This is a genomic window from Opitutus sp. ER46 (genome assembly GCF_003054705.1).
Lineage (GTDB): Bacteria > Verrucomicrobiota > Verrucomicrobiia > Opitutales > Opitutaceae > ER46.
This window is the reverse complement of sequence record NZ_QAYX01000025.1, coordinates 717,061-738,394: the sequence shown is the minus strand read 5'-3', so window position 1 is coordinate 738,394 and position 21,334 is coordinate 717,061. Positions and strand designations below refer to the sequence as shown.

17 protein-coding genes are annotated in these 21,334 nt (G+C 67.0%); 11 read left to right on the top strand and 6 right to left on the bottom strand.

Features of this window, described 5'->3' with window-relative positions:
- Positions 1–15: 15 nt before the first annotated feature.
- Entirely contained in the window at positions 16–1,062 is a 1,047-nt protein-coding gene (gene trpD / locus DB354_RS21290) for an anthranilate phosphoribosyltransferase (protein WP_107837645.1), read from the bottom strand.
- 162 nt (positions 1,063–1,224) lie between these two features.
- On the opposite strand from trpD, the gene DB354_RS21285 reads away from it, so the two are divergent.
- The 7 genes from DB354_RS21285 to rpe all read left to right on the top strand — a co-directional run bounded on the left by DB354_RS21285 (position 1,225) and on the right by rpe (position 7,252).
- Positions 1,225–2,226 (top strand): undecaprenyl-diphosphate phosphatase, encoded by a 1,002-nt coding sequence (locus tag DB354_RS21285; RefSeq protein WP_107837644.1) that lies wholly within the window; start codon positions 1,225–1,227, stop codon positions 2,224–2,226.
- A 147-nt stretch (positions 2,227–2,373) separates the two neighbouring features.
- Positions 2,374–2,553, top strand: coding sequence for a 50S ribosomal protein L32 (rpmF, locus tag DB354_RS21280; protein ID WP_107837643.1), 180 nt, complete (start codon positions 2,374–2,376; stop codon positions 2,551–2,553).
- Positions 2,554–2,586: 33 nt separating this feature from the next.
- On the top strand, positions 2,587–3,660 hold the full coding sequence (plsX, locus tag DB354_RS21275) for a phosphate acyltransferase PlsX (protein WP_107837642.1): 1,074 nt from the start codon (positions 2,587–2,589) through the stop codon (positions 3,658–3,660).
- A gap of 45 nt (positions 3,661–3,705) precedes the next feature.
- Entirely contained in the window at positions 3,706–4,698 is a 993-nt protein-coding gene (locus DB354_RS21270; protein WP_107837641.1) for a beta-ketoacyl-ACP synthase III, read from the top strand.
- Between the two features lie 101 nt (positions 4,699–4,799).
- Positions 4,800–5,861: a tetratricopeptide repeat protein gene (locus DB354_RS21265; protein ID WP_107837640.1), complete on the top strand. Its 1,062-nt coding sequence runs from the start codon at positions 4,800–4,802 to the stop codon at positions 5,859–5,861.
- A 126-nt stretch (positions 5,862–5,987) separates the two neighbouring features.
- Entirely contained in the window at positions 5,988–6,536 is a 549-nt protein-coding gene (gene lptE / locus DB354_RS21260; RefSeq protein ID WP_158277654.1) for an LPS assembly lipoprotein LptE, read from the top strand.
- A gap of 41 nt (positions 6,537–6,577) precedes the next feature.
- Positions 6,578–7,252: a ribulose-phosphate 3-epimerase gene (gene rpe / locus DB354_RS21255; RefSeq protein WP_107837638.1), complete on the top strand. Its 675-nt coding sequence runs from the start codon at positions 6,578–6,580 to the stop codon at positions 7,250–7,252.
- 48 nt (positions 7,253–7,300) lie between these two features.
- On the opposite strand, the gene DB354_RS21250 is transcribed toward rpe, so the two are convergent.
- Both DB354_RS21250 and DB354_RS21245 read right to left on the bottom strand, forming a co-directional pair.
- Entirely contained in the window at positions 7,301–8,959 is a 1,659-nt protein-coding gene (locus DB354_RS21250; protein WP_107837637.1) for an extracellular solute-binding protein, read from the bottom strand.
- An 11-nt stretch (positions 8,960–8,970) separates the two neighbouring features.
- Positions 8,971–10,041 carry an ABC transporter ATP-binding protein gene (locus tag DB354_RS21245; RefSeq protein ID WP_107837636.1) on the bottom strand — a complete coding sequence of 357 codons (1,071 nt, stop codon included), beginning with the start codon at positions 10,039–10,041 and terminating at the stop codon, positions 8,971–8,973.
- Between the two features lie 208 nt (positions 10,042–10,249).
- On the opposite strand from DB354_RS21245, the gene DB354_RS21240 reads away from it, so the two are divergent.
- Positions 10,250–10,630, top strand: coding sequence for a hypothetical protein (locus DB354_RS21240; RefSeq protein ID WP_107837635.1), 381 nt, complete (start codon positions 10,250–10,252; stop codon positions 10,628–10,630).
- Positions 10,631–10,697: 67 nt separating this feature from the next.
- Positions 10,698–11,279, top strand: coding sequence for a hypoxanthine phosphoribosyltransferase (hpt, locus tag DB354_RS21235; protein WP_199226902.1), 582 nt, complete (start codon positions 10,698–10,700; stop codon positions 11,277–11,279).
- Positions 11,280–11,303: 24 nt separating this feature from the next.
- On the opposite strand, the gene uvrB is transcribed toward hpt, so the two are convergent.
- Both uvrB and DB354_RS21225 read right to left on the bottom strand, forming a co-directional pair.
- The gene (uvrB, locus tag DB354_RS21230) at positions 11,304–13,340 is read right to left on the bottom strand and encodes an excinuclease ABC subunit UvrB (RefSeq protein WP_107837634.1); all 2,037 of its coding nucleotides are present in this window, start codon (positions 13,338–13,340) and stop codon (positions 11,304–11,306) included.
- A gap of 100 nt (positions 13,341–13,440) precedes the next feature.
- Complete coding sequence (locus DB354_RS21225) at positions 13,441–14,883, bottom strand: hypothetical protein (RefSeq protein ID WP_107837633.1); 1,443 nt, start codon at positions 14,881–14,883, stop codon at positions 13,441–13,443.
- A 242-nt stretch (positions 14,884–15,125) separates the two neighbouring features.
- Between DB354_RS21225 and DB354_RS21220 the strand changes: the two genes are divergently transcribed.
- Positions 15,126–17,351 carry an NADP-dependent isocitrate dehydrogenase gene (locus DB354_RS21220; protein WP_107837632.1) on the top strand — a complete coding sequence of 742 codons (2,226 nt, stop codon included), beginning with the start codon at positions 15,126–15,128 and terminating at the stop codon, positions 17,349–17,351.
- A gap of 225 nt (positions 17,352–17,576) precedes the next feature.
- Here DB354_RS21220 and DB354_RS21215 read toward each other — a convergent pair whose 3' ends face one another.
- Positions 17,577–19,496, bottom strand: coding sequence for an ATP-binding protein (locus DB354_RS21215; RefSeq protein ID WP_107837631.1), 1,920 nt, complete (start codon positions 19,494–19,496; stop codon positions 17,577–17,579).
- A 629-nt stretch (positions 19,497–20,125) separates the two neighbouring features.
- Here DB354_RS21215 and DB354_RS21210 point away from each other — a divergent pair.
- Complete coding sequence (locus DB354_RS21210; protein ID WP_107837630.1) at positions 20,126–21,229, top strand: hypothetical protein; 1,104 nt, start codon at positions 20,126–20,128, stop codon at positions 21,227–21,229.
- Positions 21,230–21,334: the final 105 nt, after the last annotated feature.

The window sequence follows — 21,334 nt, the reverse complement described above, 5'->3', positions numbered from 1 at the left end:
GGCGGGAGCGCACGTTCACGAGCGGAAGAACTCCCGGGTGTCGGCAATCTTCTGCTTCACCGCGCCGCCCAGGAGGAGCTCACGGGCGAGTCCGATGCCGTCCCGCACACTCGGCTGCCGGCCGACGATCCACATCGAGACAGCCGCGTTGAGCGCCACGGTGTCCGCGAGCCCGGCGGGACCACGGCCATCGAGCAGCGCTTCGACGATGCCGAGATTGGTGGCGACATCACCGCCCACCAGATCGGAGAACGGCGACACCTTCAGGCCGAAATCCGGGGCATTCCATTCCCCGTCGACCGCCTCAAGCCGGCCGAAGCCCCGCACCCGGTTGGGCGATGCGGTCGTGAGCTCATCGATGCCGCGATCGAGTCCGAGGACGCCGTGCACCGCGATGCCGGCCTTGGCGCCGAGCGCCTGCAACGCTCCCGCCAGCTTCGGCACGAGCGCCGCCGAATAGGCGCCGAGCAGCACGTGCGCCGGGCGCCCCGGGTTGATCAGCGTCCCGAGAATATTGAACACGGTCCGCTGCCCGCGCGCCGCGAGTGCCTTCCGAACCGGCGCGATGTGGCGGAACGTGGGGTGGTACGCCGGGGCGTAGAAAAAGACAAAACCCAGTTCCTGCAGCGCCCGCTGCAGCTTCTCCGGCGCCGCCTCAAGATCGACGCCCAAGCCGGCGAGCAGATCGGCGCTCCCGCATTTCGACGTCACACCGCGATTGCCATGCTTCATCACGGGCACGCCCGCGGCGGCCAGAACGAGCACGACCACGCTCGAGACGTTGAAGCCGCCCGCGTGATCTCCCCCCGTGCCGACAATGTCGATCGCCAGCTCAGACCAGGCGCCGACGCCCGGATCAATCGCCCGCTTGCGGAATGCCGCCGCGAACGCCGCGATCTCGCCCGGGGTCTCTCCTTTTTTCGCCAGCGTCTCCAGAAACTCGGCCTTCAATCCGTCCGGAATCTCGCCCGCCGCCAGCGCCGCAGCAGCAATCTCCACCTGGTCGGCCGTGAGTTCGCGGCCCAACCCCAACTGCGCAGTCATCTCCGGAAGCGTGGACATGCGTTCGCAATAGGCACGATCCCCGCCCGGGTGAGCAAGTCAGAATCCTGTCTGAAACGCGTGACGGTCCGGCATTCATCCCCCGGTCCGAATCCCCGGATTGGGGACCACACCCACCACAAAAGTCGTTGCCCGATCCCGACAAAGCTGAAACCAAGCCGCGTGCGAACTCTCCTGCGCCTCACTCTCGCCGTGTGGATCACCTCCCTCGCCTGCGCGCAACCCGCAGAATCCGCCAAAGCCCCGCCGGTCGCCGCGCCCGCCGCCGAACTCGCGTTGAGCGACGCCATCATCCTTGGCGTCATTGAGGGCGTCACCGAGTACCTGCCCGTTTCCTCCACCGGTCACCTCATCATTGCCAACCGTTTCCTCGGCCTGGAGTCCGACGCCCCGCTGCTCGGACGCGATGGCGAGCCGCTGTGGTACAAGAAGCCCTCCGCCAAACACCCCGCGGGAGAACCGCTGTCCGTAAAGCTGGCGGCCGACACCTTCACCGTCGTGATCCAGTTCGGTGCCATCGCGGCCGTCGCCCTGCTCTACTGGGCGCAGATTGCCGCCATGATTCGCGGATTGCTGGGCCGCGATCCCGCCGGGCTTCGACTCCTGCTCGCGGTGACACTGGGGTTTATCCCGACCGGGGCGATCGGCTTCCTCCTGCGCGACCACCTCGAGAAGCTGTTTTCGGTGGGGGCCGTGATCATCGCCCAAGTCGTCGGCGCCGGCTTGATGTTCGCCGCCGAAGCCTGGCGAAAGCGTCGTGAAGCGTCTCAAGTTAAGACGGTTACAGAGGTATCGCCCAAGGCTGCCGTTGGCATCGGCCTCCTGCAGTGCCTTTCGATGTGGCCGGGCACCAGCCGGTCGATGACCACCATCGTCGGCGGATATTTTGCGGGGCTCGATCCACGCCGGGCGGCAGAGTTCAGCTTCCTGCTTGGCTTCGTCAGCCTCAGTGCCGCCTCCATCTACAAGAGCGCGCGCAGTGGCGCCGCGATGATCGAGGTTTTCGGGTGGGCCCACGTGCTCGTCGGTTGCGTCGTCGCCACCGTCACAGCCGTGATCTGCGTCCGATTCCTCGTCCAGTGGCTCACCCGGCATGGGCTTGGCCTCTTTGCCTGGTACCGGCTTGGTGTTGCCGCCGTCCTGGCGTTCATCTTTTACCGCTGATCGCGACGGCCGCGGGCACCGCAAGCTGAGCCGTTTGCGCCCGGCAACGAAGGCGCTTGACGCGTCCGAAGCCCACCCTTTACTCCGACCCTTTCAATCGAACCGGCGGGCGTCCAACAACCGGCGCACGCGTAACCTTTTTCTCCCATGGCCAATCCGAAACGCAAACAGTCCAAACGTCGCAGCGCCAATCGTCGTGCTGCCAACGCCTTCAAGGCGCCTGAGTTCGCTAAGGATCCGACCGATGGCAGCACCTTCCGCCCTCACCGCGTGAACCCGAAGAACGGGATGTACCGCGGCCGCCAGGTGCTCAACGTCTCGGTCTGAGGCTAACGCCTCGCCCCCACGCCATCCCTCGCGATGGTCACCCATTCCGCTTCCGCGGGCCGCATTGCTGTCGACGCAATGGGCGGAGATCTCGGCCCTGCCGAGGTCGTTGCTGCCGTTAAGCTTGCGGTCACCCAGTACCACTCGCTCAACCCGATCACGATCGTAGGAGACCAGGGGATACTTGATCCGCTCCTCCGCGATTGCGGGCTGCATCGACACCCGCGCATTGCGGTCCTTCACGCTTCGGAGGTCGTCACGATGGACGACAAGCCCGTCGCCGCGCTGAAGAAGAAGAAGGACTCGTCGATGGTGCGCGCGATCGAGCTGGTGAAAAACCACGAGGCAAGCGCCGTCGTGAGCTGCGGCAACACCGGCGCCCTCATGGCGACCGGCACCATCCGGCTCCGGCCGATGGAAGGCGTCGCTCGTCCGGCGCTCGGCGCCATCTGCCCCCGCGAGGGCGGCCATTTCGTCCTCATCGACGCCGGCGCCAACCCCGAGGCCCGCCCCGAACACCTCGTCCACAACGCGATTCTCGGCAGCCACTACTGCCGCGTCATGCTCGGGGTTAAGTCGCCTCGCGTCGGCCTCATGACCATCGGGACCGAAGAGGGCAAAGGGAACGCCCTCATCACCGAGACCAACGACATGTTGCGTCGGGTGAACGACTTGGTAAACTACACCGGCCCGATCGAGGGCTTCAACGTTTTCACCCGGCACGACGAGTTTGAGCCGGTGGATGTCGTGATCTGCGACGGTTTCGTCGGCAACATCATGCTCAAGAGCTGGGAGTCGCTGGTGAAGTTCTTCAAGTCGGTCCTCAAGGAAGAACTCGGCGCCAACCCGCTCCGCGCCACCGGTGCGCTGCTCTCCCAGGGCGCTTTCAACGCCCTCAAGGAACGCGTCAATCCCGAGCGTTACAGCGGCGCCCCGCTGCTCGGCCTCAACGGCAACATTCTCAAGGCCCACGGTTCCTCCAACCGGCGCGCGATCAAGTCCGCCATCCACGCCGCTCACGAGATCCTCAAGGCCGACATGAACCAGCGCATCGAGGCGGACATCGCCCGCGTCAACGAGCGCCTGGGACCTGCTTGCGTCGCGTGACGGTGGGGCTGCACCGGCCCCCGCCCCGCCCTTCTGTTTCCCCGCATGCCACACCGCCCAACTGTCGTGCTCGGCACCGGCTCCTACGCCCCGGCCCGAGTCATGACCAACGATGACCTGTCCAGGATCGTCGAAACCTCAGACGAGTGGATCCAGTCCCGCAGCGGCATCCGCGAGCGCCGCATCGCCGCTGACGACGAACTCTCCTCGGACCTCGCCGTCCGCGCCGCCCAGAGCGCGCTGGAAAACGCGGGGCTCACCGCTGCCGACATTGATCTCCTGATCATTGCCACCGTCACGCCCGACCTGCCCATGCCGGCCACGGCCTGCATCGTGCAGCACAAGCTCGGCATCCCCACCCACGCCGCCTGTTTCGACCTCAACGCCGCCTGCAGCGGCTTCCTCTACGCCCTCGACACCGCCAGCGCGATGATCAGCTCCGGACGGCGCCAGAAGGCGCTCGTCATCGGCGTGGAAAAGCTCTCCTCCGTCGTCGACTGGAAGGACCGCACCACCTGCGTGCTCTTCGGCGACGGCGCCGGCGCCGTGGTGCTCGGCGCCGGGGATGACCCCACGCGCGGCGTGCTCGGCGTGAACCTCGGCGCCGATGGTTCCAACACCGACCTGCTCTACATCCCAAGGGCCGTCCCCGCCACGCCAGCCAACGCGGCGAGCCCTGAGCAGCCGACGAGTTGCATCCGGATGAAAGGCAAGGAGGTATTCAAGATCGCGGTTCGGGCCATGGACGAATCCGCCCGCGATATTTTGGAACAACACAAAGTCACCGCTGATCAGATTTCGCTCGTTATCCCGCATCAGGCGAATCTCCGCATCATTGCCGCCATTTCCGAGTACCTCGAGCTCCCCATGGACCGCTTCTTCGTCAACGTGGACCGCTACGGCAACACCTCCGCCGCCTCGATCCCGCTCGCGCTCGACGAAGCCCGGCGCGCCGGCCGGATCCAGCCCGGCCAGTTGATCCTGCTGGTCGCATTCGGGGCGGGCTTGACCTACGGAAGTGCCCTGATTCGCTGGTGAGCCCTTTTGCGAGTGAACGTTGAGCGAGACGTCTTCCCCTGCGCCGAGCTTTCCTTCGTTCTTCCGACCCTCAACTTCACTTTCCTCTTCACCTTTCCTCGATGCGTTGTCTTACCGGCCGCCCCGTGCGCCTAGTTTCGATCCTGTTCTCCTTTCTCTGCCTCCTGACCGCCGCGGTGCGCGCAGACTTGGTCTGGAGCGCTGAAACCGGCTGGCGCGTGGAGGGCGGCGCCCTTTCCGGACTCGCCGGCGCCGAGGGGCGCAAGGCGCTGGACTTGATGAACAAGGCCCGCCGCAACGAAGAGGGCGGTCACCTTCGCTCGGCCATCAAGGCCTACAACAACGTCAGCAAGCGGTACCCGAATTCCATTTACGCTCCCGAGGCGCTCTACCGCGTCGGCCAGCTCGAGCTCAAGCGACACGGCTACGTGAAGGCGTTCGACGCCTACCAGCAGGTGCTTTCGCGTTATCCGAATACCCGCCGGTTCAACGAGATCGTGGGTGAGCAGTACCGCATCGCCAGCGCTCTTCTCGACGGCGCCCGCGGTCGCATTCTCTGGGGGCTCCTACCCGGCTTCCGCCAGCGCGAGAAGTCGATCGAGTTCTTCGAGACCGTCGTCGGCAACGCGCCGTACAGCGACTACGCCCCCCTCTCGCTGATGAACGTCGCCCGCGGCTACATCTACCTGAAGGAGTCCGCCGCCGCAATCGACGCCCTCGACCGGTTGATCAACAATTACCCCCACAGCGTCCTCACCCCCGACGCCTACATGAAGATCGCGCAGACCTACTCGCAGCTCGTGGATGGCCCGTACTACGACCAGGCGGCCACCAAGGAAGCGATCACGTACTTCACCGATTACATGCTCCTCTACCCCGGCGATAACAACATCGGGAACGCAGAACAGGGGCTCGACGGGATGAAGACCATGCTCGCGGAGAGCAAAATCAAGATCGGCGACTTCTACTTCTACAAACGAAGCAATTTCAAAGCCGCCCGGGTTTTCTACAACGAGGCGATCACCGCCTACCCCGAATCCAAGATCGCGAACAGCGCCAAGGCCAAGCTCGCCGAACTCGAGGTGGTCGCCGCCAAGAATGCCCCGCCCGCCGAGGGCGCCGCTCCCGCCCCCGCCAAGAAGAAGCGTTTCTGGTTCTTCTAACCCTTTCTCCAGCGGGCGTTCTCGCCCGCTTTTTTGTTTGTCACGCCGCGCCCTAACCGCGAATCCAGCAGCCTCATGACTCCGCGTCGGCAACCCGGTCAGACCCTCTCCTCATCCGCGTTTTTCGTGACGACGCTACGCATGTTGCTGCACCGGGCCCGCGCGTCTGCCGTGGTCCTTCCCGCCCTCGCGGTGCTCCTCACCATTGGCCTGTTCACCGGCTGCTCCCACTACCGGCTCGGCACCGGCGCCACGCCTCCGTTCCGCACCCTTTACGTCGAACCGGTCGCCAACACGACCCTCGTTCCCCAGGCTCGCGAGATCGTCAGCGCCCGCCTGCGCGAGGCTTTCATCCGCGACGGACGCATCGCGATCGCGAACTCGCCCGGCGAAGCCGATGCCACTCTCATCGTCGTCATCACCGGCTACAACCGCACCGTCGCCGCCGTGCGCGAGGGCGACACCGGCCTCGCCCGCAAATTCGACCTGACCCTCGGCGTCGACTGCACGCTCCGCCAGCGCGACGGCACCGTCCTCTTCGAGCGTCGCCACATCACCGCCACGCGCGCCTCCTTCACGGACCGCGGACAACTTCAGTCCGAACTCCAGACGCTCCCGTATCTCGCTGACGCCCTTTCGGACAAGATCACCCACGCCGCCCTCGACGTCTGGTGATCCGCCGTCCGCCGCGGCCATCCGCTTTCCCTGCTTCTGTCATGGCATCGCTTCCCGCCCCGCTCCTCGCCCCGTCTCTGCTCGCCGGCGATCACGCCAACCTCGCCGCCAGCGCCCAGCTTGTCGCCAACGCCGGACTGAGCTGGCTGCACTGCGATATCATGGACGGGCACTTCGTTCCCAACCTCTCCTTCAGCCCGGAGACGCTGGCCGCGCTGCGCCGTGCCGGGAACAAGCTCTACTTCGACACCCACCTGATGCTCGATGAGCCTCACCGCTACATCGAGGCGTTCGCCAAGGCCGGCGCCAATCTCATCAGCATCCACATCGAGCCTGCCTACGATCACGCGGCGACGCTCGCCCGCATCCGCAGTCTCGGCTGCCAGTGCGGCATCGTGCTGAATCCCGGCACCCCGGCCACCGCCATCGAACCTTTCCTGAGCCTGGTTGACCTGGTTCTCGTCATGACGGTCCAGCCCGGCTTCGGCGGCCAGTCGTTCCGCCGCGACATGCTCCCCAAGATCCAGCAGATCGACACCTGGCGCCGCGCCCGCGCACTCGGGTTTCGCCTCGAGGTCGACGGCGGCATCGATCTGGCCACCGGCCGCGAGTGTCACGCCGCCGGCGCCGACACGTTTGTTGCCGGCACGTCCTTCTTCCGCGCCGCCGACAAGCCAGCCTTCGTCGCTGGCTTCGCCAGCCTCCCCGTCCGCTGATCCGCCCCCGAGGCCTTCCGGCCGGCGTGGCGTCGATTCGCCGCGCCGTCAGCGGCCCTCGGCCACGCGTCGCGCCTCCGCGTACTGCGCCCGGAAATGCGCGCCGAGTTCGCTGGCCAGCCGCACCTCCTCGACGCGGTCGCGGGCATTGAGCCGGCGACGGATCTCCGTCTCCGCCCGCTCATAGTCCACGGCCGCCACATCCTGCAGCACGGACAGCGCGCGAGCGCGCGCCGGCTCCGGCGCCTGCTGAATCGCGCGCCAGGCAGCGACGAGTTCGGCATGCGTATCCTGACACAGGACACGGGTGATGAATCCGATTTCGCGAAACAGCGCCCCCGTCCACACCGGTCGATAGACGAACACCTGCGAAGTCCCGTATGGCGCATCCTCCGGATCGCTGCGCCACGGTTTCCAATCCTCGTGTGCATAGAAATCGCGCCGCACCGGCATTCGCCGCAGCGCGTACCGCTCCGGTCCGCCGGGTGTGCCGACCCGAAAGGACCAGACCTTCTGCCCCTCCGGCGAGAGCACGAACTCCATGAACCGCATCGCCACCTCGCGGTGCGGCGCGCCGCGCAGCAACCCAATCGGGTCCGTCGTGGCGGCCGAGCCGGCCACCGGGGTCACATAGCCCACGCGTTCCTGGTCACCGCGCCGCCGCGTCGCCTCCTGCTGCTGCCGCCCGTAAAAATCGATGCACAGCCCGGCGGCGCAGTCGCCGTTCGCCACGTCCAGCGGCGGTTTCTGCGAGCTGTCGGTGAAGTACCGGGCGTTCGCGCCGAGTCGCTGGATCAGGCGTAGTCCGGCAGTCCAGCCTTCCCGCACCGCCCGGCGTTCACGCCCTTCCGCGGAAAGCTCGGGCGCCTCGCGGGCCAGCGTCGTCAACCGCTGCTGCATCTGCTGCTGCAGGATCGCCTCAAATGCCTCGCACACCGACCCGCTCTTCGTGGGATCCGCCAAACCGATTTCCCCAACCAGGCGCGCATCCGCCAGGTCCGGCCATTGCGTTGGCTCCCGCTCCAAGCCCAGCCGCCGCCAGCTATCCCGGTTGAAAATGATGCCGTACGAGCTCAGGACCACGCCGTACCAGCGGCCGTCCGCATCCCAAAACGGCGCTCCGCCATGCACCCGCGGGATCACCTCCTCGCCAAACCATCCCGGCTGCCGCGCCCGCATCCCGCCATCCACCAGCCGTCCCGCCCGCGCCTCCTTGTCGAACTGGTACGCGTCGCCACCGAAAAAGAGGTCGATGCCGCAACTGACGTCCGACGCCAGAAACGCCGTGCGCGCCGCCCGCGCCTCGGCAGAGGCATCTGCCGGCAACCGCGCCGACTGGAAGGTCGCCTGCACCTCCGCACTCCAGTTCTTCCCCTGCGGTCCGGTCCAGGCGTTGCGAAACGCATTCACGTAGGCGGTTTCGAGTAGACGCGAGATGTCGCTCGTCCCGCCGACGACGCGCCAGTCGATGGTCACCGTCCGTCCCGTGCGCGCCCGGTACCACACCGGAAACGCCCGGCCAAACTCGTAACGGATCGCCTCGTTGTGCGGCGAGATGATGACCACGGTGTCCTGCGCCGCCGCGCCCCGCCCGCGCGGGGGACGCAGCGCAAACGGCAGCGCGAGCAGCGCCAGCAGCGCGGCGATAATGAGCCAGCGCCCGAGGCCCGCCCCACCCGGCCCGCCCTTTGCGTTGCCGCCTGCCATGGCTCGCGCCCTCAGTTCAGCAGCACCACCACGTCCTCCGGCGCCGCGCTCGCATAGACGTCCTGTCGCGCACCCGCCTCGAGAAAACGGGGATTCAGTTCCAGGACCTTCAGCGTCTGCCGCGGCACCACGAGTTCGTATTGCGCCAGTTCGCCCAGATACACCGCCGCGCCAATCCGTCCCACGACGGTGTTCAACGCCGCCGGGGTACGCTCCAGCCGCCAGCACTCCGGGCGGACCGACAACGTCACCGCGGTCCCGCTGGCGGGGGCCTCCGCGCCTTGTCCCAGCACGCCGCGGAACTCGCCGAGTTCCGTATCCACGATCGCGTGACCACCCTCGCTCCGCCGATACCGGCCGGGGATGAAGTCCGTTTCGCCGATGAACGCCGCCACCGTGCGACAACTGGGCCGGCGATACACGTCCCGGGGCGATCCCACCTGCAGGACCCGGCCCCGCTCGAGGATCGCCATGCGGTCCGAAACCGAGAGCGCCTCCTTCTGGTCGTGCGTCACATACACGGTCGTCAGGTTGTACTCCTTGCAGACCCGGCGAATCTCCGCGCGCATGTCGAGCCGCAGCTTGGCGTCCAGGTTGGACAGGGGCTCGTCCAGCAGCAGGCACCGCGGCCGGATCACCAGCGCCCGGGCCAGCGCCACGCGCTGTTGCTGCCCGCCTGAAAGCTGATTTGGCCGGCGTTCCTCGAAGCCCGCCATGTGTACCGATTCAAGCGCCTCTGCGACCCGACGCTTGATCTCGTCCCGCCCCACCCGCCGCTCCTCCAGGCCGAAAGCCACATTCTGCGCCACCGTCAGGTGTGGCCAGAGAGCGTAGCTCTGGAACATCATTCCCGTATTCCGCTTGTGTGGAGCAAGTTCCGTGACATTCTCGTCCGCGAACCAAATTGTACCTTCGTCCGGGGTATGAAACCCCGCGAGGCTGCGCAGCAGCGTGGTTTTGCCGCATCCGCTGGGACCCAGCAGGAAGAACAACTCTCCCGCCTCGATCTCCAGATCGAGGTGGTCCAGAGCGACAACCGCGCCGAACCTTTTGGTGAGTTGCTGGATGCGAATGGAGGTCATCGCCGGCCGGTGGCGGCCGAGGCAAGATTCCACCACCGCCCGAGTCAAAGGCATTCTCCCCCAGCGCCCTCCCACAGTCGGGCCTGCCGACGGCTCCGGATTGCCGGCGCATGCATAACCGTAATGACACACGATGTTTCCAACTACGTATCTTCCCCCTTTACATTAGGGAATATTACCTAGTACCTATCCCTAGCCTGCCCCCCTGATGCAAACCCTGGTCGAGTTGTATTGCGCGCGACATCGCTGCACCGCCGACGAGTTCCGGCGCCGGCTTTTCTGGGAGATGCTGCCTCCGCACACGCGCTGGCTCGCGGCACTGCTCGGTGGCTACAACGCAGATTGCTTCGATGCCGATCGCGATTTCATCGCGGCCTTGTCGGCCCTGCACTCCTATGGCGGGCTCCACGAGGAACTTCGCGACTTCGCCCTCGATGCCCGCAATGAAACCTGGCTCCGGCGGCACCTAAAGGTCCGCATGTCGTGCCGGCGCGTGAAACAATTCGCCAAACTCTACCTGCCCGACGCCCGCGATTCCATCGCGCCTTTCCCCGCGTCGCCTGAGCCGCCGACTCCCGCCTCCGGTTGAATCCGATCGTTTGCGCGAACCGATAGATCGGGTTGCGTCCCCCGCCGCGGTTTGTCTCCCTCGGCGCATGCCTGCTGCCAAGAAGACTGCCATGCATCCCGACCTTGCCGAGGTGTTGCTCACCGAAGCCCAGATCAAGGCGCGGGTGCGAGCCGTCGCCCAGGAGTTGAAGGCGGTGTACGGTGAGGGCGAATTCACCATCATCTCCCTGATCAACGGCGCCGTCATGTTCACCGCCGATCTCATGCGCGAGATCGACAACCCCATCCGCCTCGACTGCATCCGCGTCTCGAGTTACGGCAGCAAGACCAAGTCCATCGGCTCGCCGCAGGTCATCTACAGCCTGACGCTCGACATCAAGGACCGGCATGTGCTCGTGATCGATGACATCCTCGACACCGGCAAGACCCTCTCGCTCGTCAGCAAGCTCGTCCGCGACCTGAAGCCCGCCAGCCTCCGCACCTGCGTCCTCCTCGACAAAAAGGAACGTCGCGAGGTCAAGATCGAGGCCGACTTCGTCGGCTTCGACATTCCGAACAAGTTCGTCGTCGGCTACGGCCTCGATTTTGCCGAGCGCTACCGCAACCTGCCCTGCATCGGCGTCCTGAAGCCGGAGCGCCAGAACGCCGCCTCCTGGTCGGCGAGCTAAGCGACCGCCCCGCCGGCGCGGGCCCTACCGCCGCGCCGCCCGACTCCGCCCGGGTTTCCCTCCGCGATACTTCGCCGGCTTCGGCGGGGTGACCGCCTTGCGGTAATCCCCGCTCTTCAGCGCGTTGATCTGGTCGCGCAACACGGCCGCGCGCTCGAACTCCAGGCGCCCTGCAGCCTCCTGCATCTCGTCCTCGAGCTCCGCGATCACGCGCGCGACATCGTCGACGTTTTCCGCGACCGCCGGCTCCTCGTCGCCGGTCCCCGTGCCGTCGTAGACATGCAGGCTCGCCTGCGCCGCCCGCTTCACGCTCCGCGGCGTGATTCCGTGTTCCTGGTTGTACGCGAGCTGTTTCTCCCGCCGGTACTTCACCGTCTCCACTGTCCGCCGAATCGATTCGGTGATCTGGTCCGCGTAGAAGATCACGCGGCCCTTCTCATGACGCGCCGCGCGCCCCGCCGTCTGGATCAGGCTCGTCTCGCTGCGCAGGAACCCCTCCTTGTCCGCATCGAGAATCGCGACCAGCGCCACTTCCGGCAGGTCCAGCCCCTCGCGCAGGAGGTTGATCCCAACCAACACGTCGAAGTTGCCCAGCCGCAGGTTGCGCAGGATCTCCACCCGCTCGATCGCATCGATATCCGAGTGCAGGTACTCCACGCGAATCTTCGCCTCGCGCAGATAACTGGTCAGGTCTTCCGACAACCGCTTCGTCAGCGTCGTCACCAGCACGCGCTCCCCCGCCTGCGCCGCGGCCTTGATCTCGCCGATCAGATTCTCGACCTGCCCCTTGGTGGACCGGATCACGATCTCGGGATCCAACAGCCCGGTCGGGCGGATCAACTGTTCGGCGACCACCGCGGAGCGCTTCATTTCGAACTCCGCCGGCGTCGCCGACACGTACAGCGTCTGCCCCGTGACGGCATCGAACTCGTCGAAGCTCTGCGGTCGGTTGTCCAACGCCGAGGGCAGCCGGAAGCCAAAGTTGACCAGCGTCTCCTTGCGCGCCCGGTCGCCGTTGTACATGCCGCCGATCTGCGGCACCGTCGCGTGGCTCTCGTCGATCATCAGCAGGAAGTCCTGCGGGAAGAAATCGATCAGGCAGAACGGCCGCTCTCCCGGCTGCCGCCCCGTCAGGTGCCGCGAGTAGTTTTCAATGCCGCTGCAGAATCCCATCTCCTGCAGCATCTCCAGATCGTAGTTCGTCCGCATCCGGATCCGCTGCGCCTCCAGGTACTGTCCCTTTCCCTCAAAGTACGCGACGCGCTCGTCCAGCTCCCGCTTGATCGCGGCGATCGCCGGCTCGAGTTTGCCACGGCTCGTGACGTACTGGTTTGCCGGATAGAGATCGAACTGGTCCAGCGCCCGCCGCACTTCGCCCGTCAGGGGATCGAACTCGCTCAACGCCTCGATCTCATCGCCGAAGAATTCAATCCGCAGCCCGTGCTCCAGGTACGCCGGCATCACGTCCACCACGTCGCCCCGCACCCGGAAGCGCCCCGGTTTCAGCTCGTAGTCGTTTCGCTCATAGATGTTGTCCACGAGCTTCTCCAGGAACCGCTGCCGGCTCAGCACTCCGCCGCGGCGCAGCGGAATCCGCATCTCCGAAAACTCCTGCGGCGAGCCCAGGCCGTAGATGCAGGATACGCTCGCCACCACGATGACGTCGCGCCGCGACACCAGCGAACTCGTCGCCGAGATGCGCAGCCGCTCGATCTCCTCGTTGATCGAGGAATCCTTCTCGATGAACGTGTCGCTCGAGGGAATGTACGCCTCGGGCTGGTAGTAATCGTAGTAGCTGACGAAGTACTCGACCGCGTTCTCCGGGAAGAAATTCTTGAACTCCGAGTACAACTGCGCCGCCAGGGTCTTGTTGTGGGAGATGATCAGCGTCGGCCGCTCACACCGCGCGATCACGTTCGCCATGGTGAACGTCTTGCCGGAGCCGGTGACGCCCAGCAGCGTCTGGTGCCGGTTGCCCGCCTGGATGGACGCCACGAGCTTCTCGATCGCCTGCGGCTGATCGCCCATCGGTTGATACTCTGAATTCAGTTTGAAAAGCATGGTCCTGGCTCCGCGCCTCCCGGGCGGAAAACCAGTAATCAGGCCCAATTCCGGCGACATGCAACCGCCGACTCGGCGCCCCCCCCGGCGGCCAAACGCGCTACAGCCCGAACACCTTCAACACCGCGCCCCAGACCGCCGCCCAGATCCCGCGCGCCTGCTTCGCCTCTCCTTCCGTCGCCACCTGCTGGCACAGGAAGATGCCGCGGCCGGAAAACAGGTCGTCAAAGAGCGGATTCTTCCCGCGATAGTAGCTCCAGAACGTCTCCGCCCGCGCCGGCTGGTAGTCGAGGTTCGGCGTGAAGCCCACGGTCGCGTCCTGGTTCGTGCGGCGCGCCGGCGTCGCCTCGCCGGCGCGATTGAGCAGGTTCTCTGCGCGAATGCCGCGGCTGCCCGCCAGAATCAGCCGGCATGGTCCGACGAACTCGAAGAACCGGAACTGGAGCGTCACCCACGCCTGGAACCGCAGCAGTTGCCAGCGTCGCCGGATCACCAGCCGGTCTCCGGCCGCCGTGATCGCTCCCGCGAGGAAGCTGGGCCGCAGCACGAGCGACGCCCCCTCCGGCAACGTCACCACCGCAAGCTCCGTGTGCGGGTCCGCCTGATACGAAAGCGTCACGCGCTGCTCTCCCGCCGCACCCCGCCGGTTCGCCAGTTCGATCAGTTCCGTCAACCCCGTCGCCACGCAGGTCAGCGGGATCCGCCAATCGAGCAGGAAACGCGTCTTCCGCTGGAGGCCCTCGTCCGAGGCCTGAAGAAAGCTCTCCTTCACCCACAACCTTTCGCCGGGGTGCAACGTGAGCTCCGCCGCGACCCGGTTCGCCCCGATCTCCGGCATCACCGCCATCGTCTGCGCCAGCCGCACCGGACGTCCCCGCACGATCGGCCCCGCCACGAGATAGTACATCGCCAGCTTGCCCAGCGACGGCCCCAGGAAATATGCGCCCAGCACGAACGCCACCCACCAGCGCAGCGGCCAGCGCAGCCAGCCCCGCCCCACCTCGTAGTTCCACGTGGCCTCCACCACGTGCATGAACTGCGAGCGTTTCGCCTCGACCTGCCGCAACTGCACCTCGAGGCGGCCCAACGCGATCTCCAGCCCGTCCCGCGTCCAGGTTTTGTGCGTAAACTCCTCCTGCAGGTGTCCGATGCGCGCCACCATCTCGGCCCGCTGCGCCGTGACGCTCGCCAGGCGCGCATCGTTCTTCTGCTGCCGCTCGCGATCCCCGACCACGCGGTCCCACGTGCTGTCGAGCTCCTTCAGCCCGGCGATCACCTTGTCCGCCTGCTGGATTTTCTGCTGCTCGGCCGTGATCGCCGTTCCGATCTCCGCCAGTTCGCGGTGCACGTCGGCCAGCGCCGCCCGCAGCTTCGTGCGCTCGCCCGTGATCAGCCCCAGCGTGTCCTTCCGCCACACTTCCAGGTCCACCTTGTCCCGCAGGAACAGCCACAACCCGCACGCGCCGAGCAGCACGCCGACCATCAGCGCGCCGGTCGCGAGCTTCTGCGCCACCCACTGCAGGAACTTGAACACCCTCAGCATCGCCGCCGACCGTGGCAGTTTTTCGCGCCCTCGGGCAGCGCAAAATCCAGCCCCACCCCGCGCTTGCGTCGCCAACGCGTGCTTCCGCGAATCCCGTCCGCGACTTGCGCGCCGCGCCGGAATCCATCCCTTACGTCTTTCCAGCCGCCATCGCTCGTCCGGATCTTCCGCCCGCCTTTCGCCTTGGACCGTCCGGGAGGCGCAGCTTAGCTGGCACGTCCCCTTTTTACTGGACCACCACCATGCCTGAGATTCCCACCATCATCTACACGAAGACTGACGAGGCGCCCGCGCTGGCCACCGTTTCCCTGCTGCCCATCGTGCAGGCGTTTACGAAGCACGCCGGGATCCGCGTGACGACCCGCGACATCTCGCTCGCCGCGCGCATCCTCGCGCAGTTCCCCGAGCGACTGACGCCCGCGCAGCGCGTGGAGGATGATCTGGCCTATCTCGGCGGGCTCACGCTCCAGCCCGACGCCAACCTCATCAAGCTGCCCAACATCAGCGCCTCCGTGCCGCAGCTGAAGGAAGCCATCGCCGAGCTGCAGGCCCACGGTTACGCCCTGCCCGACTACCCCGAGGCCCCGGCCACCGACGCCGAACGCGAGATCAAGGCCCGCTACGACAAGGTGAAGGGCTCCGCCGTCAATCCGGTCCTCCGCGAGGGCAACTCCGACCGCCGCGCCCCCAAGGCCGTCAAGGACTACGCCCGCAAGCACCCGCACTCGATGGGCGCCTGGTCGCCCGCGTCGCGCACGCGCGTCGCCACCATGGCCCAGGACGACTTCTACGCCAACGAACAGTCCGTCACGCTCGGCGCGGCCGCCAGCGCCCGCATCGAGTTCGTCGCCGCCGACGGCTCCGTCCGGGTGCTCAAGGACAAGCTCCCGCTCAAGGCCGGCGAGATCCTCGATGCGACCGTCATGCGCCTCCGCGCCCTGGATGCGTTCTACGCCGAGCAGATCGCGCGCGCCAAAGCCGACGGCGTCCTGTTCTCCCTGCATCTGAAGGCCACCATGATGAAGGTCTCCGACCCCATCCTGTTCGGCCAGGCGGTGCGCGTGTTCTTCCGCGACGTGCTCCAGCGCCATGGCGCCACTTTCGCCCGCCTTGGCGTCGACCTGAACAACGGTCTCGGCGACCTCGTCGACAAGCTCCGCCAACTGCCGGACGCCGAACGCAGCGTCATCGAGGCCGATCTCAAGGCGGCCTTTGCCGCCGGCCCCGGCGTCGCCATGGTCAACTCGGACCAGGGCATCACCAATCTCCACGTGCCAAGCGACGTCATCGTCGACGCCTCCATGCCCGCCATGATTCGCGCCGGCGGCAAGATGTACGACGCGCAGGGCAAGCTCCAGGACACCCTCGCCGTCATCCCCGACAGCTCCTACGCGGGCGTGTACGCCGCGACGATCGACTTCTGCCGGCAGCATGGCGCATTCGATCCGCGCACCATGGGTTCCGTCCCCAACGTCGGCCTCATGGCGCAGGCGGCCGAGGAGTACGGTTCGCACAACAAGACGTTCCAGATCGCCGCGCGCGGCACTGTTCGCGTCGTGGACGAGACCGGCAAGGTTCTCCTCCAGCACGCCGTTGAGGCAGGCGACGTCTGGCGCGCCTGCCAGACGAAGGACGCCCCGGTGCAGGACTGGGTGAAGCTCGCCGTCAACCGCGCCCGCCTCTCCGCCACGCCCGCCGTCTTCTGGCTGGATGAAAATCGCGCCCATGACCGCGAGATCATCGCCAAGGTGAAACGCTTCCTCGGCCAGCTCGACACGACCGGGCTCGACCTGCGCATTCTCGCCCCCGCCGCCGCCTGCACGTTCACCCTCGAGCGGCTCAAGGCCGGACAGGACACGATCAGCGTCACCGGCAACGTGCTCCGCGATTACCTGACCGACCTGTTCCCGATCCTCGAGGTCGGCACCAGCGCCAAGATGCTGTCGATCGTCCCGCTCATGAACGGCGGCGGCCTCTTCGAAACCGGCGCGGGCGGTTCCGCCCCCAAGCACGTCGAGCAGTTCCTCTCCGAGAACTACCTGCGCTGGGACAGCCTCGGCGAATTTTTTGCCCTCGCCGCCTCACTCGAGCACCTTGGCATCACGTTCAAGCACGTCCGCGCCAAGGTCCTCGCCGAAACGCTCGATGCCGCCAACGGCAAGTTCCTCGAGCACGACCGCTCGCCCGGCCGCAAGCTGGGCACGATCGACAATCGGGGCAGCCACTTCTACCTCGCGCTCTATTGGGCGCAGGAGCTCGCGGCCCAAAACAAGGACGCGGAACTGCAGCGCCTCTTCCGGCCCGTCGCCGAGCAGCTTGCCGCCCAGGAGAAGCAGATCGTCGCCGAGCTGCTCGCCGTCCAGGGCAAGCCGGCCGACATCGGTGGCTACTACCAGCCAAACGAGGCGAAGGCCGCCGCCGCCCTCCGTCCGAGCGCGACACTCAATCGCATCATCGACGGAATCTGAGCGCCCCGCCGCCGCCCGACCGCTACTCTCGATCTCCTCCGGGCGGCCTCACGGCCGCCCTTTTTCGTGCCCGCGCGCTCCCTCCGCGCCCGCCCGCCGGAGCCGCTCGCATTCATTCCATAGTGTGAACTCGCACGGTCGCGGCCTGCGCTTCGCGTTCTCCCGGTCGCTCCGGAATCCGGCGCGATGCCTGAAATGGGGTGAGAAAGCCCGGCGCTGGCGGGGTCAGACGACCGGCGGCTTGGTCTGCCCCGCCTCCTTGCCCGGCGTCACGCCGTACTCCGCCACGGCGGCGCGCAGGGCGCGGGCGAGTTCCCCGAGTTTCACCGGCTTGGCCAGAAAGTCCGTCATTCCCGCGTCGCGGCAGCGGATTCGTTCCTCCGGGAAGGCGGCCGCGGTGAGCGCGATGATGGGACGCGCCGCCGCGAGGCGTTCGTACGCGTCGGCGGAATTCGACCAGGTGCGAATCCGGCGCGTCGTCTCCCACCCGTCCAGCTGCGGCATGTGGCAATCCATCAGAATCACATCCGGCAGCTGACCCGAGCGCAGGGTCGTCAGCACCTCCTCACCGTCGCACGCGACGGTGTAGGCGCAGCCAAGCTGCTCCAGTTGCCGCCCCAGGACGAAGCGGTTCACCGCGTTGTCCTCCCCGATCAATATGCGGAGATTCAGCGGGCGCATCGCCAGTCCGGTCACCTCGCCGACTGGTTCCGGAAGCGCCGCCAGCGACATCAGCGGGAGCGTGAAGCTGAAGGTCGAGCCTTTGCCCGGCGCCGTCTCCACCTCGAGCTTGCCGCCCATCATGCCGACCAGGCGCGCACTGATCGCCAGGCCCAGGCCGGTCCCGCCATAGCGCCGCGTGGTCGAGGAGTCCGCCTGCGTGAAACGTTCAAACACCCGTGCCGCGGTCGCGGCGTCCATCCCGATGCCGCTATCCCGCACCTCGAACCGGACCGGCGTCGGCTCCGCCGCGGGCGCCGCCGTCGACACCACCACCTCCGCGCGGCCATATCGCGGGGTGAACTTCACCGCGTTCGAGACCAGGTTCAGCAGGACCTGCCGCAGGCGGTAGCTATCGCCGTCGAAATACGCCGGCAGTTCCGGCCCCAGCTCGTACCGCAGCGTCACCTGGTTGGCCGCCGCCCGCTGCGCCATCAGGCCCACGGTGTCCGCCACCACCGCCTTCAGCGCAAAGGGGTGCCGCTCCAGCCGGACCTGTCCGGCCTCGATCTTCGAAAAATCCAGGATGTCGCTGAGGAGCTTCAGCAGCAGGTCGCCCGACTCCGAGATCAGTCGACTCTGCTCCCGCGCGTCCTCGCTGAGGTCGGGCCGGCGCATCAGCAGGTCCGCCGAGCCAATGATCCCGTTCAGGGGCGTGCGGATCTCGTGGCTCATGTTGGCCAGGAACTCGCTCTTCGCCCGGGAGGCCTGCTGCGCCTGCTCCGTCGCGCGCGCGAGATCCCGCGTCCGTTCCGCCACCCGCTGCTCCAGGTTCTCGTTCGCCCGCCGCGATTCCGCCAGCGACAGCTCACTCCGCCGTTGCGCGGCTTCGATCATGTGCATCAGGGCCAGACCGAGACCGCTGAGCAGCCCCAACGCCAGGAGCGAGTCCCGCAACAACACCGCCGCCGCGTACCGGTCCGCCAGCGTCGCGATGTTCGGCCGCAACACCACGAGGTGGAACGCCACCTGCGCCGCGGCGATGACCATCACGCAACCCGTGGCCACCTGTCGTGAGGCGAACACCACGGCAAACAGCAGGAACACGATGTTGTAGGCGACCGCCTGAAAGCCGACCGCCAACGGGTTCAGCGCCGGCAGGAAGCTGCCTCCCACCAGCATCACGGCGTTTGGCACCGTCGCCGCACAGATCGCCAGGACGTTGCCCGCCTTCTCCAGCTCGCCGCGCAGCACCGCGCGCACGCACCAGAGGCACGGCGCCACCATCGCGAGATTCAACCCGATCCGCAGCCCCGGCCAGGGCGGTTGCGTCCAGAGCGTCTTGGCAACGTTCAACGGCACGAATCCCAGCCCGAGCAGGACCGCAAACAGCAATAGCTTCGCCTTGAGTGCGGTGAAATACGGTCGCCCCTGATACGCCGTGTCGAGGCGACGACGCAGGAAGTTGGGTAGCTGGATGGCCATGTGGGAGCCGGGCCGCAGATAAGGACGCAAACTTTCGCCCGGCGCCAGTGCAAAGGTCCGCCCGGCCACTGCGACACGGGGCCCGTGTCACTCCGGCCAGACTTAGTGCTGATCCGGTGCCCCCCGGTCACCGACGGCCGAATACTACGTACGGTTTGCGGCCGGCGGGCCCCGGACGCGAACCGCGCAACGGAGCATGGGGAATCCGGCTCCTGATCACCGCCAGTTTTCCCCCAAGCTGCGCGCCACCGCGAACCACCCACGCAGGTGGGTGGTCAGGTGCCCGATCAGTCCAGGCCCGCCTGGCTCTCGCGGGCCGGACCGGGTCACCGGCTTCGACGCGTCACATCCCACGCAACGCTCGAAAAATCCGAATCATGAAGACAACCCATACTCTGATCACGTGCGGCACCGCCGCACTTTTCGCGGCCGCCCTCGGCCTGCAGGCACAAAGTGGCGGATCAGGCGGATCCGGTGGCGGATCCGCCGGCTCGGGTGGCTCCAGCGGCGCCTCCGGCACGGCGGGCAGTGGCGCGGCCACCTCCGCCAACGCGCCATCCACCACCTCGCCAACCGCGGGCGCTGGTTCCAGCCAGCCGTACGGCTCAAGCTCTTCCCCTGGTAGCTCAATGAGTTCCCCCGGCGCCTCCTCGACCGCCTCGCGCGGGCTCGGCCAGGCCAGTCCTTCAGGCGTCGGCGGTTACGGCCAATCCGGCAGCACCAACCCGGCCACCCCGTCGTCCACGCCCAACGCGTCCTCATCGCCGGGTTCCAGCGGCTACAGCTCCGACGCGTGGACCACCCCGCGCGGCACGGGCGCCGGCGCCTCGAGCTCGTCGAGCAGCGCCAGTTCCTCGTCGTTCGGGACCGCCACCACCGACACGATTCCAGGCGCCACGACGAACTCCCTCCCCGGCGCCACGAACCGTCCGGGCAGCACCGGCCAGATGACCGGCCGCACCGCCGCCGACAGCGGCAGCGTGGCCTCGTCGACCACGACCGAGAGCGATACGCAGGTCACGTCGGTCGTGCATCAGCTCGACGCGCAGGGCCCGGCCATCGTTGAACGCATCACGACCCAGGTCGGCGCCATCGCCGGCTCGTCGGCGAACGTGCGCAACCTGGTCGAGTCGCTGCACCACGGCACGCCGGTCACGTTGACAACCCAGGTGGAGGGACAGACGAAAACCGCCACGTTCACGCCCGTTGGCACGCCGCTCTCGTACGGTGAGGCCGCGATCGCGGTGGCGCTGGCCGCCGAGCAACTGCGTAATGCGGGAGTCACTACCGCGACACCCGAGCAGTGGCAGGCCGCCCTGATCGGAGGTTCCGCCGGTTCCTCCAGCAGCACGATGACCGGAACGAACAGCACGAGCGCCAGCAGCCGCAGCTCCACCGGCACCGCGCCCTCTCCCGGCACCATGTTCCCCGGCATTCTCACGCTCCGCGCCCAGGGCCAGGGCTGGGGTCAGATTGCCCAGACCACCAACGTCCGCCTCGGCCAGGTCGTGAACTTCCTCAATCCGGGCGCCCCGACCGCGACGGGGTTGTCCTCCGCGGAGATGAACCGCAGCCGCACGTCGCCGGGCTCGACTTCGCCCAGCGCCCCGTCGCCCTCGGAGTCAACGCAGGCCACGCCGTCGATGCAGGACCCCGATGCGCTGCGCGACCACCGCAAAACCCCCGACAAGGAGCCAATGCCCGAAGAGCCCACGACGCCCCCGGAACGCTGAAGCGTCCGTCAGAAGCCGGAAACCGGAGGCCGGAAGCCGGAGGCCGGAGGCCAGAAAAGGCAGACGGATCAGCCCGATGTAACTCCGTCTTCCGTGGCCGGCCTC

Bases quoted from the DNA above. Each gene is read 5' to 3' on its own strand.
- trpD (WP_107837645.1), bottom strand. From the start codon at position 1,062: ATGTCCACGCTTCCGGAGATGACTGCGCAGTTGGGGTTGGGCCGCGAA.
- rpmF (WP_107837643.1), top strand. From the start codon at position 2,374: ATGGCCAATCCGAAACGCAAACAGTCCAAACGTCGCAGCGCCAATCGT.
- plsX (WP_107837642.1), top strand. From the start codon at position 2,587: ATGGTCACCCATTCCGCTTCCGCGGGCCGCATTGCTGTCGACGCAATG.
- DB354_RS21270 (WP_107837641.1), top strand. From the start codon at position 3,706: ATGCCACACCGCCCAACTGTCGTGCTCGGCACCGGCTCCTACGCCCCG.
- DB354_RS21265 (WP_107837640.1), top strand. From the start codon at position 4,800: ATGCGTTGTCTTACCGGCCGCCCCGTGCGCCTAGTTTCGATCCTGTTC.
- rpe (WP_107837638.1), top strand. From the start codon at position 6,578: ATGGCATCGCTTCCCGCCCCGCTCCTCGCCCCGTCTCTGCTCGCCGGC.
- DB354_RS21250 (WP_107837637.1), bottom strand. From the start codon at position 8,959: ATGGCAGGCGGCAACGCAAAGGGCGGGCCGGGTGGGGCGGGCCTCGGG.
- DB354_RS21245 (WP_107837636.1), bottom strand. From the start codon at position 10,041: ATGACCTCCATTCGCATCCAGCAACTCACCAAAAGGTTCGGCGCGGTT.
- DB354_RS21240 (WP_107837635.1), top strand. From the start codon at position 10,250: ATGCAAACCCTGGTCGAGTTGTATTGCGCGCGACATCGCTGCACCGCC.
- hpt (WP_199226902.1), top strand. From the start codon at position 10,698: ATGCCTGCTGCCAAGAAGACTGCCATGCATCCCGACCTTGCCGAGGTG.
- uvrB (WP_107837634.1), bottom strand. From the start codon at position 13,340: ATGCTTTTCAAACTGAATTCAGAGTATCAACCGATGGGCGATCAGCCG.
- DB354_RS21225 (WP_107837633.1), bottom strand. From the start codon at position 14,883: ATGCTGAGGGTGTTCAAGTTCCTGCAGTGGGTGGCGCAGAAGCTCGCG.
- DB354_RS21220 (WP_107837632.1), top strand. From the start codon at position 15,126: ATGCCTGAGATTCCCACCATCATCTACACGAAGACTGACGAGGCGCCC.
- DB354_RS21215 (WP_107837631.1), bottom strand. From the start codon at position 19,496: ATGGCCATCCAGCTACCCAACTTCCTGCGTCGTCGCCTCGACACGGCG.
- DB354_RS21210 (WP_107837630.1), top strand. From the start codon at position 20,126: ATGAGTTCCCCCGGCGCCTCCTCGACCGCCTCGCGCGGGCTCGGCCAG.